This window comes from Verrucosispora sp. TAA-831 (assembly GCF_050780145.1).
Lineage (GTDB): Bacteria > Actinomycetota > Actinomycetes > Mycobacteriales > Micromonosporaceae > Micromonospora.
In genome coordinates, this window is the sequence record NZ_CP192240.1 from 4,991,142 (window position 1) to 5,006,502 (window position 15,361).

A 15,361-nucleotide genomic window follows, 5' to 3' on the forward strand; every position below is an offset into this window, starting at 1 on the left:
ATCGGCCGGTACGGGGGCCGTGGATGATCGTCAGGGCTAGCCGATGCCCGGGCGCAGGCAATACTCTTCGGTAACGAACACCGACGTGACGACCGTCACGCCTCCACCCCCGAAGGCGGCTACAGCGATGGCTCTCGATGTACCGTACCGTTCCATTCCTGACATGTTCCTCAAGCGTGTGGCGGCCACCCCCGACCGCCACGCTTTCGCCCACCCCGGTCCGGACAACACGCCGGTCTGGCTGACCTGGACGCAGGTCGCCACGCGGGCGAAGGCGGTCGCCGCCGGTCTGCACGGCCTGGGCGTCGGCCAGGAGGACCCGGTGGCGATCCTGGCGAACACCCGGCTCGACTGGGTGATCGCCGACTTCGGCATCATGTGCGCCAGCGGCGCGACGACCACGGTCTACCCGACGACCGAACCGCAGGACGCCACCTACATCCTCGCCGACTCCGCCTCCAAGGTGCTGTTCGCCGAGGACCCGACCCAGGCCGCCAAGATCGTCGGCGCGGACCTGCCCGCACTGACCCACGTGGTCCTCTTCGACGGCGAGCCCGACCCGGCGGCGGCAGTGCCCCAACTGACCCTCGCCCAACTGGAGGAGCAGGGCGCCCAGCGGCTCGCCGAGGACCCGGAGCTGGTCGACCGCATCGTGGCCGGCATCGGTCCGGAGCACCTGGCGACCCTGATCTACACCTCCGGCACCACCGGCCGCCCGAAGGGCGTCGAGCTGCTGCACGGCGGCTGGTGCTGGGAGGGGGTGGCTCAGGAGGCGGTGGGCCTGCTGCGCGAGGACGACCTCCAGTACCTCTGGCTGCCGCTGTCGCACTCGTTCGGCAAGACGCTGCTCTGCGGCACCACCCACGTCGGCATGCCGACGTACGTGGACGGGCGGGTCGACAAGCTCGTCGAGCTGCTCTCGGTGGTCCGCCCGACGCTGATGTGCGGCGCGCCCCGGGTCTTCGAGAAGGTCTACAACAAGTCGGTGACCACCGCGCAGGACGCCGGCGGCGCGAAGGCGAAGATCTTCGCCTGGGCGGTCGGGGTCGGCAAGGAGAAGGTCGCCCTCGACCAGGCCGGCAAGCCGGTGCCGGGTGGGTTGAAGCTCAAGTACGCGGTGGCCGAGAAGTTGGTCTTCAGCAAGCTCCAGGCCCGCCTCGGCGGGCGGATCCGGGTGCTGGTGTCCGGTGCCGCGCCGCTCAGCCCGGAGATCGCCACCTTCTTCGCCGCGGCGAACCTGCCGATCTCCGAGGGCTACGGGCTGACCGAGAGCAGCGCCGGCAACTTCGTCAACCCGCCGGGGCAACTCCGGATCGGCACCGTCGGCAAGGCCATGGGCGACCTGGAGTGCCGCATCGACGACGACGGCGAGATCCTGATCAAGGGACGGCCGGTCATGCGCGGCTACCACAACCTGCCGGAGGAAACCGCCGCCGTCTTCACCGAGGACGGATTCTTCCGGACCGGTGACATCGGCAGCCTCGGCGCCGACGGCTACCTGCGCATCACGGACCGGAAGAAGGACCTGGTCAAGACGTCCGGCGGCAAGTACATCGCGCCGTCGCACATCGAGGGCATGTTCAAGGCCACCTGCCCGTACACCTCGCAGGCGGTGGTCGTCGCGCAGGCCCGCAACTTCTGCACCCTGCTGGTCACGCTGGATCCGGACGCGATCGCCGGCTGGGCCGCGGGCACTCCCCTGGAGGGCCGCCCGTACGGCGAGATCGTCTCCTCGCCGGAGGCGCAGGCCATGGTGGAGCAGTACGTGGCCGAGCTGAACACCAAGCTCAACCGCTGGGAGACCATCAAGAAGGTCACCATCCTGCCGCGCGACCTGACCATCGAGGACGGCGAGATCACGCCGTCACTCAAGATCAAGCGGCGTGGGGTGGAGAGCAACTTCTCCGCCGAGATCGACAAGATGTACGCGGGCACGGTCGCCGAGATCTGACCGCCCTCGCCTACCGGCCGCCCGTCGTCGGCCCCGTGCCCAGCAGTGGGCGCGGGGCCGACGCGTACCCGCTCACAGGTGGCGCCCCCGCCAGGTGGTCTGCTCGGCCTCGGTGGCGAGTTGCTCGGCCATCGCCACCTCCCGGACCTGGTGGCGCAGCGTCGCGTCGGTCAGCGTCTGCACCACCGCCACCGCCAGCACGACCACGGTGAGCAGCGTCAGGGCGACCAGTTCCGGCACCTGGGCGGCGACCGGGACCAGCAGCACCAGCAGACACACGCCACCGACGGTCGGCCACCGGATCGTGTGCAGGACCCACCAGCCCAGCGCCACCAACGTCACCAGATAGACCGCCACCCCGCCGTGCAGCACCAGCAGGTCCCCGCCGGGCAGCAGGCTCCCGGCCGGGGTGGCCGGCTCGGCGGCACCGCTGAGCACCCGTTTGAGCCCGAGCGCGAACAGGATCGGGCCGGCGACCAGCGGCAGGTGCAGGTAGGTGTAGGCGTCGCGGGCCAAGGCCGACCGCGCTCGCGGGTCCCGGGTGCGGTGCAGCACCTGTTCCAGCGCCAGCGCCAGCGTGTCGAAGTACGCCCACCAGAGCGCGGCGACCACCGCCACCGCGAGCATCGCCGAGATGATCACCAGCCAGGTCAGCGGCAGCTCGACGACGAAGCCCGCGCCGAGCCCCAGCGCGATGATCGTCTCGCCGAGCGCCACCAGCACGATCAGGGCGTGCCGCTCGGCCCAGTGCCCGGCCGAGAGCAGCGTCCAGTTGCTGCTGCCCAGGGCCACTGCCGCTCCGTACTCGACGACGATCGCCGCGATCCAGAGCAGCAGCCGCAGCCCGACCTCGCCCGGCTCGTCGGCGAGCCGCTGCGGCAGCAGCGCGGCGGCCAGCACCAGCGTGCCGACCACCGCCGCCCGTCCCGTCGCGGCCAGGAAACGGCGACGCAGCTCGGGGTCGCCCCGGGCCAGCCAGCCCAGGATGCCCACCTGGACGGCCCGGACCAGGAAGTAGCAGATCGCGAAGACCAGCGGCCCGGACAGCCCACCGGCCTCACTGCGGAACGCCTGCGGCATGGCGAGCGCGAAGACCAGCGCCCCGCCCATGGTGGCGAACGCGAGGAAGGGCAGCACCCCCTGGTCGGTACGGACCAGGTTGCCGATCACCGCGAAGCCGGTCCAGGCCCACCACAGCAGCACCAGCACGACCACGCACTGGAGCAGGCCGCGCGGCGTGAAGTTGTCGGCGGTGAGCGTGGTGACCTGGATGAAGGCGAAGACGAAGACCAGGTCGTAGAAGAGTTCCAGGCGGGTGGCGCGGGACCCGGGTGCCCCCGGCCGCACCCCGCGCGACCACCGCACACCTCTCAGTCCGTCCACCTCGGCAGTCTGCCCGCCACCGACCGACGGGCGAGGTCGATCAGCCGGATCGGCACCGGCGGGACCCCGGTCAGGCGATGACGCTCGGTTCCCGCCACCGGGGCAGCCCGGTGCGGTCCAGGTCGTACCGGACCGCGGCGATCCGACCCACCGCCTCGACCAGATCCGCGGCGGGCAGGGTGAAGGGCAGCCGCAGGAAGCGTTCCAACGTGCCGTCCAGGCCGAACCGGGGACCCGGCGCCAGGCGTACGCCGACCTCCTCGGTCGCCCGGGCCAGCGCGCTGGAGATCGGGCCGTCCAGCTCGGCCCAGAGCGTCACACCGCCGCGCGGCACGGTGACCCGCCACTCCGGCAGTCGGTCGGCCAGCGCGGCGAGCAACGCGTCCCGTTGCGCCGCGAGTTGCGTACGCCGGGCGGCGACGATGCCCGGCGCGGCGGCCAGCAGGTGCACGGCGACGAGTTGGTCCAGCACCGGACTGGACATGTCGACGCCGACCCGGGCCGCGGCCAGCCGCTGCACCTGCGGCGCGGACGCCCTGATCCAGCCGATCCGCAGGCCGCCCCAGAAGGGCTTGCTCATGCCCCCGATGCTGACCACCCGGGAGTGCCGGTCGAAACTCGCGGTCGGCGGCGGCAGGGCGGTGCCGTCCAACGGGAGGTCCACGAAGGACTCGTCGATCACCAGGTCGGTGCCGACGGCGTGGGCGGTGGTCACCAACCGCTCACGCAGCTCCGCCGCCATCAGGTGCCCGGTCGGGTTCTGGAAGTCCGGGATCAGGTAGGCGACCCGGGGGCGTACCTGTCGGAGTGAGCCGAGCATCAGGTCGGCGTCCCAGCCGGTGGCGTCGGCGGCCAGGCCGTGCGTGGTGATCCGGGCCCGCCGGGCGGCCAGCGCGGCCAGCGCGTTGGGGTAGCTCGGCGACTCGACCAGCACACCGCCGCCCGGTGCCAGGGCCAGTCGGAGAACCAGGTCCAGGGCGTGCTGGGTGCCGTTGGTGACCATGATCTGATCGGGCGAGGTGGGCAGTCCCCGGTCGGTGTAGCCCTGGGCCACCGCCTCCCGAAGCTCGATGATGCCGGTCGGGTGATAGCCGGCGCCGCCGAGATAGCGGGGCAGATCCTCAGTGGCGGCCCGGGCCGCCGGCAGCAGCTCCGGTGGGGCGGCCAGCGCCGCCACGCCCAGGTCGATCATGTCCCGGTCGTCCAGCGGGATCCACAGCCCGTTGGGCGCCACCCGGTGCGTACCGGGCAGCCGGGTCCAGCTCCCCGCACCCCGGCGGCTGGACAGGTGCCCGCTGTCGCGCAGTTCGCGGTAGGCGGCGGTGACGGTGGTCCGGCTGATCCGCAGCGCCTCGGCCAGGTCCCGTTCCGCCGGCAGGCGTACGCCCAACGGCAGTCGACCGTCGGCGAGCAGGCCGCGTACCGCGCCGGCCAGCGCGGCGTAGTCGGGACTGCGTCGTCGCCCGGGCAGGGCATGCCACTGGCCGAGCAGTCGGGCCAATTGCACCCCACGGACCTGACTCGCCATGGCCACTCCCCGAAAATTGGCTCTATGCGCGCCCAGATTGGCCCCTAGAGTGGCACGCGTGACCCTGATTGGCAACCTCCGCCACCGGCCGGTCCGACGACTGACCCAACTGCACGTCGGCCTCCTCCTCTACGGCTTCAGCATGGCGCTGATGATCCGTTCCGAGCTGGGCCTGAACCCCTGGGACGTGTTCCACCAGGGGCTGTCCCGCCTGACCGGGATGACCATGGGCACCACGGTCATCCTGGTGGGCGCCCTGGTGCTACTGGCCTGGATCCCGCTACGGCAACGCCCCGGCATCGGCACCGTGGCCAACGTGGTGGTGATCGGCCTGGCCGTCGACGCGACGCTGGCCGTGCTGCCCACCGGCGGGCCGCTACCGCTGCGGATCGCACTGCTGGTGGCCGGCATCGTCGGCAACGGCGTCGCCACCGCCCTCTACCTCGGCGCCCGGCTCGGCCCCGGGCCCCGCGACGGGCTGATGACCGGCCTCGTCGCCCGCCGGCCCGGCTGGTCGCTGCGCCTGGTCCGCACCGCCATCGAGATCGGCGTGCTGGGCGTCGGCTGGCTGCTCGGTGGGACGGTCGGCCTCGGCACCGTCGCGTACGCGCTGACCATCGGCCCGCTCGCCCAGTTCTTCCTGCCGGTCCTCGACACCCCCGAGCCGGGTCCCGCCCCGGTGGAGACCGCGCCCGCCACCTGACGGCGCCGCCACGCCACCCCACGCACCGGTGGCACCGGCGACCGACACACCACATCGACCCTCGGCTATCGGACAGTGACGCAGAGTCGCAGTAGGTCGGGTGGTGTTTCCTTCCCGCCGGGCTGACGGCAGAATCTCCACATGGGGGAGAACGCCTGGCGTCGGACCGATGCGTGGATCTTCGTCTCGCTGGTGATCGCCAGCGGCGCGGGGAGGCACCGGCGTTCCCCGACAACACGCAGGCCCGAGGGCGTACGCCTGGCCGACGTGATCTCCACCGCCGACCACCTCGACCGGACACTGCCCGAACGACACGACATCGAGGGTGCGATCCGTCGACTGCTCGGCGCCGGCCTCGTGGACGTCTCCGACGGCTGGTTCCGGCTCACCGCCGACGGCGAACGGCTCTGGCGGACCCGACCCAGCGCCGGGCTGGCCACCACCGTCGACACCGTGCAGGGCGTGCTCAGCCGACGACACCCGCCCGGCAACGCCGAATGGCACCTCGACGAAGCCGAGCACGCCGCAGCCGTACAGGAATATCTGGTTCGCTCGATCCCGATGCCCCGCCGCTCGCCCGAGGGCCACTCCGGCCGGGGCTGACCGCCGGGTTCGACGGCCCGCGCCGCGCGGCCGGATCAGCGTCCCGGGCGCGACGCCGGGATCAGCGGACGGGGTGACCCGCCCCGCGCAGGGCGTCCTTCACCTCGGTGACGGTCAGCTCGCCGAAGTGGAAGACGCTCGCCGCGAGGACCGCGTCGGCACCCGCGCCGATCGCCGGGGGGAAGTGCGCCACCTCGCCCGCGCCACCGCTGGCCACCACCGGCACGTCGACCACCCGGCGCACCGCGGCGATGAGTTCGAGGTCGAACCCGGCCTTGGTGCCGTCGGCGTCCATCGAGTTCAGCAGGATCTCCCCGGCGCCGAGCTCCGCGCCGCGCGCCGCCCACCACACCGCGTCCAGCCCGGTCCCCCGCCGTCCGCCGTGCGTGGTCACCTCGAAGCCGCTGTCGGTGGTGCCGGCCGGTGCCCGCCGTACGTCCAGCGAGAGCACCAGCACCTGCCGGCCGAACCGGTCCGCGATCTCGGCGATCAGCTCCGGCCGGGCGATGGCCGCGGTGTTCACCCCGACCTTGTCGGCCCCGGCGCGCAGCAGCGTGTCCACGTCCGCCACCGCACGCACACCACCGCCCACGGTCAGCGGGATGAAGACCGACTCGGCGGTACGCCGCACCACGTCGAGCATGGTGCCCCGGTCGCTGGAGGAGGCGGTCACGTCCAGGAAGGTCAGCTCGTCCGCGCCCGCCCGGTCGTACGCCGCCGCCAGCTCGACCGGGTCACCGGCGTCCCGCAGGTCGAGGAAGTTGACCCCCTTGACCACCCGACCGGCGTCCACGTCGAGACAGGGGATCACGCGCACCGCCACCGTCATGCCGGAAGCCTATCGCTCGGTGCCGGTGCGCTGACCGGCCGTACCCGGGCTCCGGCCGGGTGAGGTGTCAGCAGGGGACCCTTTCTCTACCGCAGGCGTTGGCAGGGTGCCCTTCCTTACCGCTCGGCGAGGGTCTCCAGGGCCTGGGCGACGGTGAACGCGCCCGCGTAGAGCGCCTTGCCGGCGATCACGCCCTCCACCCCGATCGGCTCCAGCGTCGCCAACGCCCGCAGGTCGTCCAGGGTCGAGACACCCCCGGAGGCGATCACCGGGGCGTCGGTGCGTCCACACACCGCCCGCAGCAGGTCCAGGTTCGGCCCGCGCATGGTGCCGTCCTTGGTGATGTCGGTGACCACGTACCGGGAGGCACCGGCCTTGTCCAGCCGCTCCAGCACCTCGTACAGGTCACCGCCGTCGCGGGTCCACCCGCGCGCCGCCAGGGTACGACCCCGCACGTCCAGCCCGATGGCGACGCGGTCGCCGTACTCGCCGCAGATCCGGTCGCACCACTGCGGGTCCTCCAGCGCCGCGGTGCCGATGTTGACCCGCTCGGCACCGGTGGCCAGCGCGGCCCGCAGGGACGCGTCGTCACGGATGCCGCCGGACAGTTCGACGCGTACGTCGAGCCGGCGCACCACCTCGGCGAGCAGCGCCGCGTTGGAGCCCCGGCCGAACGCCGCGTCGAGGTCGACCAGGTGGATCCACTCGGCACCGTCCTGCTGCCAGGCCAACGCGGCCTCCAGCGGATCGCCGTAGGTGGTCTCGCTACCCGCGGCGCCCTGCACGAGTCGGACGGCCTGGCCGTCGGCGACGTCCACGGCGGGCAACAGGGTGAGGCTCACGAATCTTGGTCCTCTCAGATCAGGAACGGCGGTTCAGGGCGATCACCACGATCACCGGCAGGACGAGCAACAACAACACGATCAACAACAGCCGCAGCCCCGGATCGGGCACGAGCAGCCAGATCAGGACGACCGCAGCCAGGGTCAGCGCCACGATCGCGGCGCGTTCACCCCGGGAGTACCGGAGCAACCGGCCGGTCCGGCCCCGGCGGACGGTGGGCACGAACCGGCGGACCAGCGCGCGACGCCGGGCCCGACGGGCCATCGCCCGTTCCCGGACCACCTGACGTCGGGCGGCCTCCGCCTCGCGGACCGCGCGACGGCGGGCCCGTTCCTTGCTCACCGGCGCCCCCGCGTCCGGCCCGGTCGCCGGGCCCCGCCCCGGTCAGTCACCGACGGGCACCGTGGCCAGCCAGTTGCGCAGCAGGGCGGCACCGGTGTCGGCCGACTTCTCCGGGTGGAACTGGGCGGCCGACAACGAACCCCGCTCCACCGCCGCGACGAAGTCGCCGTCGTGGTGGGCGGTGGTCACCTTGGCGCCGGCCTCGGTGAGCGCGGCCACGTCACCGGCCGCGTACGAGTGCACGAAGTAGAAGCGGCTGTCGGCGGGCAGTCCGGCGAAGAGCACCGAACCGACCGGCGCCTGCACGGTGTTCCAGCCCATGTGCGGCAACCGGGCGGCGGGCAGCCGACTGACGCCACCCGGCAGCAGACCCAGCCCCTTGGTGACCACCCCGTGCTCGTCGCCGGACTCGAAGAGGATCTGCATACCCACGCAGATGCCCAGCACCGGACGACCGGCGGCGACCCGCTCGGCGACCACCGGACCCGCGCCGATCTCCTCGATGCCGGCCATGCAGGCGGCGAAGGCACCCACCCCGGGCACCACCAGACCGTCGGCCTCGGCGGCGGCGGCCAGGTCCCCGGTGACCACCACGTCGGCACCGGCGGCGGCCATCGCGCGTTCCGCCGAGCGCAGGTTGCCCGACCCGTAGTCGAGCACCACGATCCGACGCATGCCCTCGTCACCGCTGTTCACGTCGGCCACTATCCCTCCCCCGGCAGCAGCCACAGCACACCGGCGACGCTGGCCAGCAGCGCCAGCAGACCGCAGACCACCACCGCGCCCCGGGGCGCGCCCTGCCGGTGCAGGGAGAGCGTCCCGCCCACCAGCACCCCGGCGAAGATCAGCAGCAGCGTCGGCAGCACCGCGCCCATCAGCGGCACCCCCGCCCGCGCGCACTCCGGCCGGTCACAGCGCGCCCTTGGTGCTCGGGATCGCGCCCGCGGAGCGCGGGTCCAGCGCGGTCGCCTCGCGCAGCGCCCGGGAGACCGCCTTGAACTGCGCCTCCACCACGTGGTGGGCGTCCGGGTGCCCACCGGGGCGGGCCGCCCGCAGCACGTCCACGTGCAGCGTGATCCGGGCCGCCTGACCGAACGACTCCCAGATGTGCCGGGTCATGCTGGTCGGGTAGACCGGCCCGATGTACGGCGCCAGCGCCGGCTCGTCGTGCACCACGTACGGCCGGCCGGACAGGTCGACGGCGGCCCGGACCAGCACCTCGTCCATCGGGACGACGGCCGAGCCGTACCGCCGGATGCCGGCCTTGTCGCCCAGCGCCTGGTCGAACGCGGCGCCCAGCGCCAACGCGGTGTCCTCCATCGTGTGGTGGGCGTCGATCTCCAGGTCACCCACGGTCTGCACGGTCAGGTCGAAACCGCCGTGCCGGGCGATCTGGTGCAGCATGTGGTCGTAGAAACCGACCCCGGTGCTGATCTCGACCGCTCCGGTGCCGTCGAGGTCGATCTCCACCAGGACCTTGGTCTCCTTGGTGATCCGCTCCACCCGGGCGGTCCGGCTCATGATGTGGTGCCTTTCGGTCGCGGCGGGGCGGCCTGGCCCTCGCGCTGGGTCTCGTCCACGGCGGCCAGGAAGGCGTCGGTCTCGGCCGGGGTGCCGGCGGTGACCCGCAGCCAGCCCGGCAGGCCGACGTCGCGGACCAGCACCCCCTGCGCCAGCAGCGCGCGCCAGGCCACACTCTGGTCGCCGCCCACCTGGTAGAGCACGAAGTTGGCGTCGCTGTCGGCCACCCGCAGGCCCCGCTCGCGCAGCGCGGCGACGATCCGGTCGCGCTGGCGCATGATCTCCGCGACGGTGCCGAGCAGCGTCTCGCGGTGCGCCAGCGCCGCCCGCGCGGCGGCCTGGGTGAGCGCGGAGAGATGGTACGGCAGGCGCACGAGCTGCACCGCCGCCACCACGGCCGGGTCGGCCGCCAGGTAGCCCAGCCGCCCACCGGCGAACCCGAACGCCTTGCTCATCGTGCGGGTCACCACCAGCCGAGGGTGCCCGGGCAGCACCGCCAGGGCGCTGACCGTGCCCGGCCGGGCGAACTCCGCGTACGCCTCGTCGACCACCACCATGCCCGGCGCCACGTCCAACACGGCGGTGACCACCGCCGGGTCGAGCGCGGTGCCGGTGGGGTTGTTCGGCGAGCAGAGGAAGACCACGTCGGGCCGGTGCGCGCGGACCTGGGTCACCGCCTCGTCGGCGGTCAGCCCGAAGTCGGCGCCGCGCCGGGCCGGCACCCACCGGGTCCCGGTGCCCAACGCCAGCAGCGGATGCATCGAGTACGCCGGGGTGAAGCCGAGCGCGGTCCGCCCCGGCCCGCCGAACGCCTGTAGGAGCTGCTGCTGGATCTCGTTGGAGCCGTTGGCCGCCCACACGCCGTCGGTGGTGAGTCCGTGGCCGAGGTACTCGGCCAGGTCGGCGCGGAGCGCCACCGCGTCGCGGTCCGGGTACCGGTTGAGGTCCCGCAGCTCGGCGGCGACGGCCTTGCCGATCGCCTCCACCACCGGCTCCGGCACCGGGTAGGAGTTCTCGTTGGTGTTCAGCCGCACCGGCACGTCGAGCTGCGGGGCGCCGTACGGCGACAGCCCGCGCAGATCGTCCCGGATCGGCAGGTCGGACAGCTCGGTCATGATGCTTCCCCGGCGAATCGGGCGGAGACCGCCTGGCCGTGTGCGGGCAGGTCCTCCGCGGTGGCCAACGCCACCACGTGCGGAGCCACCTCCCGCAGCGCCTCCTCGGTGTACTCCACCAGGTGGACGCCGCGCAGGAAGGACTGCACCGAGAGCCCGGACGAGTGCCGGGCGCAACCGCCGGTGGGCAGCACGTGGTTGGAGCCGGCGCAGTAGTCGCCCAGCGACACCGGCGAGTACGCGCCGACGAAGATCGCCCCGGCGTTGCGGACCCGCATCGCCCACTCCCGGGCGTCGACGGTCTGGATCTCCAGGTGCTCCGCCGCGTACGCGTCGACCACCCGCAGCCCGGCGGCCAGGTCGTCGACGAGTACGACGCCGCTCTGCTCCCCGCCCAGCGCCGTGGCGACCCGGTCGGCGTGCTTGGTGGCCGGCACCTGCCGGGCGAGTTCGCGGTCCACCGCGTCGGCCAGCGCCACCGACGAAGTGACCAGCACGCTCGCCGCCAGCGGGTCGTGTTCGGCCTGGCTGATCAGGTCGGCGGCGACGTGCGCCGGGTCGGCGGTGTCGTCGGCGAGGACGGCGATCTCGGTCGGACCGGCCTCGGCGTCGATGCCCACCACGCCGCGCAGCAGCCGCTTGGCGGCGGTGACCCAGATGTTGCCCGGCCCGGTGATCATGTCGACCGGAGCGCAGTGCGCGCTCCCGGCGGCGTCCACCGCGCAGCCGTACGCCAGCATGGCCACCGCCTGCGCCCCGCCGACGGCGTAGACCTCCTCGACGCCGAGCAACGCGCAGGCGGCCAGCACCCGGGCGTCCGGCAGCCCGCCGTTCTCCTTCTGCGGCGGCGAGGCCACCACCAGCGACCGGACTCCGGCCGCCTGGGCGGGCACCACGTTCATCACCACGGTCGACGGGTACATCGCCAGGCCGCCGGGGACGTAGAGACCCACCCGGTCGACCGGCACCCAGCGCTCGGTGACCGTGCCGCCCGGCACGACCTGGGTGGTGTGATCGGTGCGCCGCTGGTCGTCGTGCACCTTGCGGGCCCTACTGATCGACTCCAGCAACGCGGCGCGGACCTGCGGGTCGAGGGTGCCCTCCGCCTCGGCGATCGCCTCGACCGGCACCCGGAGCACCTCCGGGGCGATCCCGTCGAACCGTTCGCTGGCCTCGCGGACCGCCGGGTAACCATGCTCCCGGACCGCCTCGACGATCGGGCGGATGCGCTCGACGGCCACCGACACGTCGAGTTGGGCACGGGGCAGCAGGTGGCGTGGGTCGGGCTCGCCACCGCGCAGGTCGATCCGGTTCAACACCCCTGCGAGTCTAGGCGGCCCGTCTCCGGGCCGACCGACGCCGCCCGCTGTCCGGGACGGTGAGCCGGGACACGCCGGTGGCACCGGGTGGGGCTACGCTCGATCACGTGACCGCACGGCTGCCGGTGTTCCCGCTCACCACGGTGCTCTTCCCCGGTCTGGTGCTGCCGCTGCACATCTTCGAGGAGCGCTACCGCGCGCTGGTCCGCCACCTGGTCGACCTGCCGTCGGGCGCGCCCCGCGAGTTCGGTGTGGTGGCCATCCGCAGTGGCTGGGAGGTCGCCCCCGGCCCCGGCCGGGTCACCCCCGGCACCGGCGAGGTGACCCTGCACGAGGTGGGCTGCACCGCCGAGCTGCGGGAGGTCGCCGAGTTGCCCGACGGCGGGTTCGACATCGTCACGGTGGGCAAGCGACGGTTCCGGGTCACCGAGATCGACTCCGCCTCCGCGCCGTACCTGACGGCCGAGGTGCAGTGGCTGCCCGAGCCGAGCGGCCCGGACGAGGCCGCCGCGCTGCTGGCGGCCCGGGTCACCGCCGTGTTCCGGCAGTACCTCGGGCTGATGCGGGCCGAGCCCGAGCAGCTCAGCGAGCAGTTGCCCGAGGACCCGACGGTGCTCTCCCACCTGGTGGCCGCGACCGCCGCGCTGACCGTGGCCGACCGGCAACGGCTGCTGGCGATCGACGACACCGCCGCCCGGCTGCGCGCCGAGCTGACGCTACTCAACCGCGAGGCGGCTCTGCTGCGCCAGGTGCGGGCGGTGCCGGTGCCGCTGGCGGAGCTGGCCACGGCGCCGCCGACTCCGAACTGACCGGCGGCTGCGCGGTGCCGCCCAGGTAGCCGACGGTGCCGCCCGGGTGCCCGGCTGACGGCGGCACCGGCCCGCCCGGGTGGTCGAGCGGCGGCCGTGCGACGCCGCCCGGGAAGCCGGCCGGCGGTACGAACCAGGCCGGGTCGGGCTCCGGCTCGGGCCGCAGCGACGGCCACCGGGACCAACCGGCCAGCAGGGTGTACGCCACCGCGGCGCCGAACGCCGGCAGCAGCAGGTTGCCGTGCGGCACCGGCAGTACGCCGAGCACCATCTCGATGCCACCGGCCCGCAGGTCGGCGGGTTTGGCCAGCCGGGTGCCGTCCGGCGCGCCCTCCAGCAGCCGCTCGTAGCCGCCCAACCCGATGCGGCGCCCCACCTGCCAGGCGACCAGGGCGGCGGCCAGGCCGCCGGTCACCACGACGACCAGTCCGACCGGCCCTCGGTAGTGCCGCAGCACCAGCCAGACGACGAGCGCGGCGAGCACCCCGAAACCGAGGCCGAGCAGGCTGAACCAGCCGTCGGCGGCGATCGGCTGCTCCGGTTGCGCCTGCCCGTAGACGGCCTGACCGGGAGCGCTCTTGATCACTGGGGTGGCCGGGGCGAGCGCCGCCCAGAGCAGCCCCAGCGGGACGCCCAGCAGGCCCATCACGAGCGCTGTCAGCGCACCGACCCGCAGCGTACGGGCGGGACGGCGCGGCGGTCCGGGCGGCGGCTGCGGGACGGCCGGCGGTACCGGCGCGGGCGGTTCGGCGGCGGGGGTCTCCGGGCTCACCCGATGATCCTCGCAGTTGCCGTCGGACGCCGCGCACGGTGTCGCCACTACGCCACTCCCGTCGGTGGTGAGCCGCCCCGACGCGTCACCGGCCGAAGGGCTCCAGCATCGCCGCCGCCGCCCGCAGCCATGCCTGCCGGGTCTCACCCTGGAGCTGGTGGTACTCGATCGAGGAGCCGGTCTCCAGCGCCGGGTCGTACGGCACCACGGTCACCGCCCGGGTGCGGGTCGCGAAGTGCCGCTCCAGATCACCCTGCAACGGCAGCCGACCCGGCGTCGGGCAGGAGATCAGCGTGACCGCGTTGTCGGCCAGCTCACCCATCCCCTCCTCGTGCAGCAGGTCGAGCATCCAGTCGGCGCTGAACGCGGCGTCCTCGCGCGGCACGGTGGTGACCACGAGCTGGTCGGCGGCCTGCATGACGGTGCGCCAGTTCGGGCTCTCCACGTTGTTGCCGGTGTCCACGCAGATCACGTCGTGGGTCCGGCGCAGCAGTTCGAGTACCCGCTTGACGGTGAACTGGTCCAGCCGCTGGGCGAACCGGGGGCTCTCCTCACCGGCCAGCACGTCGTACGAGCCGTCGGAGGCGTGTCGCAGGTAGTCGTCGAGGATCTCCAGCAGCTCCGGCCCCTCGCGGATCTCGATCTGCACCAGGTCGGAGACGAGGTGCCGGATCGTCCGGGCATGTCGGGCGCTGCCGGCGCGCAGCCCGAGGGTGCCCCGCAACTCGTTGTCGTCCCAGGCGAGTACGCCTCGCCCGCGTACGCTGCCGACGGTGGCGGCGGCCAGCACGGTCGCGGTGGTCTTGTGCACGCCGCCCTTGGGGTTGGCGAAGGCGACCACCCGGGGGGTGCCCAGGTCGCGCCGGAGCACGGCGGCGGCTCGTTCGAGGTCACCACCGGCGTTCTGCGCCCGCCACTCGAAGCGTCCCGGGCGACCGCCGACCCCCGCGCCCGGCGGCCCGGTGGGGGACCCCTGGGCGGGCGGCCCGGGCGGGGCCACGGGCGGTGCGGGTGCCGGCGGTACGGGCGGCTGGTAGCCGCCGTTGTCCAGCAACGCGTACCGCGACTCCACCGGCGGGGCCGCGTGCCGGTAGCCGTTGTCCAGCAGCGTGTACCGCGACTCGGGCGGCTCGGCACCGCGCTGGTCGGGGCGGCGTGGCTCGGGTCGGCGCTGCTCGGGCACCGGCGGATACCCCGGATCGCCCGGATACCCCGGATCGCCCGGGTAGCCGGGCTCGACCGGGTGCCCGCCGGGCGGCCCGGAGTAGCTCGGCGCGGGACGCGGCGGCTCGACCCGGTAACTCGCCTCGGCCCGGTAGCCGGGCTCCACACCGTACGGCTGCCGGTGTGGCGGCGGAGGTCCGACCGGTGACTGTCCGACCGGAGGCGGCCCGACCGGCGCCACCCGCCCGGAATAGCCGGGGCCCGGCCCGCGGCGCGGCAGCGGATCGGGCGACGGTGGCGGCGACTGTTCCTCGTCGGCGCGCCGGTCACCGGGCTGGTCGCTGCCGCGACCACCCAGGCGGGCTCGATCCAGCAGCGCCCGCCATCGCGGTGCCGGTTCGGCGGGCCGTCCCCAACCGGTCTCGCTGCCGTCCACGGCTCGCCCTCCCAGCGCTTTGGTTTCCGTCTGACAGGCTACG

Annotated in this window: 16 protein-coding genes; 4 read left to right on the forward strand and 12 right to left on the reverse strand. The window is 73.6% G+C overall.

Annotation, left to right across the window (positions count from 1 at the left end; genetic code table 11):
- The first annotated feature begins 127 nt into the window (after positions 1 to 127).
- On the forward strand, positions 128 to 1,951 hold the full coding sequence (locus ACQVFL_RS22060; RefSeq protein WP_396692995.1) for an AMP-dependent synthetase/ligase: 1,824 nt from the start codon (positions 128 to 130) through the stop codon (positions 1,949 to 1,951).
- A gap of 72 nt (positions 1,952 to 2,023) precedes the next feature.
- Here the strand turns inward: ACQVFL_RS22060 and ACQVFL_RS22065 are convergent, their stop codons facing one another.
- Complete coding sequence (locus ACQVFL_RS22065; protein ID WP_396692996.1) at positions 2,024 to 3,334, reverse strand: low temperature requirement protein A; 1,311 nt, start codon at positions 3,332 to 3,334, stop codon at positions 2,024 to 2,026.
- 70 nt (positions 3,335 to 3,404) lie between these two features.
- Complete coding sequence (locus tag ACQVFL_RS22070) at positions 3,405 to 4,862, reverse strand: PLP-dependent aminotransferase family protein (RefSeq protein WP_396692998.1); 1,458 nt, start codon at positions 4,860 to 4,862, stop codon at positions 3,405 to 3,407.
- A 58-nt stretch (positions 4,863 to 4,920) separates the two neighbouring features.
- Here ACQVFL_RS22070 and ACQVFL_RS22075 point away from each other — a divergent pair, with 58 nt between their 5' ends.
- Together ACQVFL_RS22075 and ACQVFL_RS22080 are read left to right on the forward strand one after the other, a co-directional pair.
- A complete protein-coding gene (locus tag ACQVFL_RS22075) occupies positions 4,921 to 5,565 on the forward strand; it encodes a YitT family protein (RefSeq protein ID WP_396693000.1) in 645 nt (214 codons plus the stop codon).
- 141 nt (positions 5,566 to 5,706) lie between these two features.
- Positions 5,707 to 6,168, forward strand: coding sequence for a hypothetical protein (locus tag ACQVFL_RS22080; protein ID WP_396693002.1), 462 nt, complete (start codon positions 5,707 to 5,709; stop codon positions 6,166 to 6,168).
- A gap of 61 nt (positions 6,169 to 6,229) precedes the next feature.
- Here the strand turns inward: ACQVFL_RS22080 and hisF are convergent, their stop codons facing one another.
- From hisF to hisD, 8 genes are all read right to left on the reverse strand, one after another.
- The gene (hisF, locus tag ACQVFL_RS22085) at positions 6,230 to 6,997 is read right to left on the reverse strand and encodes an imidazole glycerol phosphate synthase subunit HisF (RefSeq protein WP_350696400.1); all 768 of its coding nucleotides are present in this window, start codon (positions 6,995 to 6,997) and stop codon (positions 6,230 to 6,232) included.
- Positions 6,998 to 7,113: 116 nt separating this feature from the next.
- Positions 7,114 to 7,839: a bifunctional 1-(5-phosphoribosyl)-5-((5-phosphoribosylamino)methylideneamino)imidazole-4-carboxamide isomerase/phosphoribosylanthranilate isomerase PriA gene (gene priA, locus ACQVFL_RS22090; protein WP_396693004.1), complete on the reverse strand. Its 726-nt coding sequence runs from the start codon at positions 7,837 to 7,839 to the stop codon at positions 7,114 to 7,116.
- A 19-nt stretch (positions 7,840 to 7,858) separates the two neighbouring features.
- Entirely contained in the window at positions 7,859 to 8,182 is a 324-nt protein-coding gene (locus ACQVFL_RS22095; protein ID WP_396693006.1) for a hypothetical protein, read from the reverse strand.
- 42 nt (positions 8,183 to 8,224) lie between these two features.
- On the reverse strand, positions 8,225 to 8,857 hold the full coding sequence (gene hisH, locus ACQVFL_RS22100; RefSeq protein WP_396693510.1) for an imidazole glycerol phosphate synthase subunit HisH: 633 nt from the start codon (positions 8,855 to 8,857) through the stop codon (positions 8,225 to 8,227).
- Between the two features lie 29 nt (positions 8,858 to 8,886).
- Positions 8,887 to 9,057, reverse strand: coding sequence for a hypothetical protein (locus ACQVFL_RS22105; RefSeq protein WP_396693008.1), 171 nt, complete (start codon positions 9,055 to 9,057; stop codon positions 8,887 to 8,889).
- A 34-nt stretch (positions 9,058 to 9,091) separates the two neighbouring features.
- Positions 9,092 to 9,703: an imidazoleglycerol-phosphate dehydratase HisB gene (hisB, locus tag ACQVFL_RS22110; protein WP_396693010.1), complete on the reverse strand. Its 612-nt coding sequence runs from the start codon at positions 9,701 to 9,703 to the stop codon at positions 9,092 to 9,094.
- Positions 9,700 to 10,818, reverse strand: a complete 1,119-nt coding sequence (locus tag ACQVFL_RS22115) for a histidinol-phosphate transaminase (protein WP_431727515.1) — start codon at positions 10,816 to 10,818, stop codon at positions 9,700 to 9,702. Before ACQVFL_RS22115 ends, hisB begins: the two co-directional genes overlap by 4 nt.
- Positions 10,815 to 12,137: a histidinol dehydrogenase gene (gene hisD, locus ACQVFL_RS22120; RefSeq protein WP_431727516.1), complete on the reverse strand. Its 1,323-nt coding sequence runs from the start codon at positions 12,135 to 12,137 to the stop codon at positions 10,815 to 10,817. Before hisD ends, ACQVFL_RS22115 begins: the two co-directional genes overlap by 4 nt.
- 107 nt (positions 12,138 to 12,244) lie before the next feature.
- On the opposite strand from hisD, the gene ACQVFL_RS22125 reads away from it, so the two are divergent.
- On the forward strand, positions 12,245 to 12,946 hold the full coding sequence (locus ACQVFL_RS22125) for an LON peptidase substrate-binding domain-containing protein (RefSeq protein ID WP_396693016.1): 702 nt from the start codon (positions 12,245 to 12,247) through the stop codon (positions 12,944 to 12,946).
- On the opposite strand, the gene ACQVFL_RS22130 is transcribed toward ACQVFL_RS22125, so the two are convergent.
- Positions 12,858 to 13,766 carry a DUF2567 domain-containing protein gene (locus tag ACQVFL_RS22130; protein ID WP_431727517.1) on the reverse strand — a complete coding sequence of 303 codons (909 nt, stop codon included), beginning with the start codon at positions 13,764 to 13,766 and terminating at the stop codon, positions 12,858 to 12,860. The two genes, ACQVFL_RS22125 and ACQVFL_RS22130, sit on opposite strands and share 89 nt — an antisense overlap.
- A gap of 37 nt (positions 13,767 to 13,803) precedes the next feature.
- Positions 13,804 to 15,318, reverse strand: a complete 1,515-nt coding sequence (locus tag ACQVFL_RS22135) for an AAA family ATPase (protein ID WP_396693019.1) — start codon at positions 15,316 to 15,318, stop codon at positions 13,804 to 13,806.
- Positions 15,319 to 15,361: the final 43 nt, after the last annotated feature.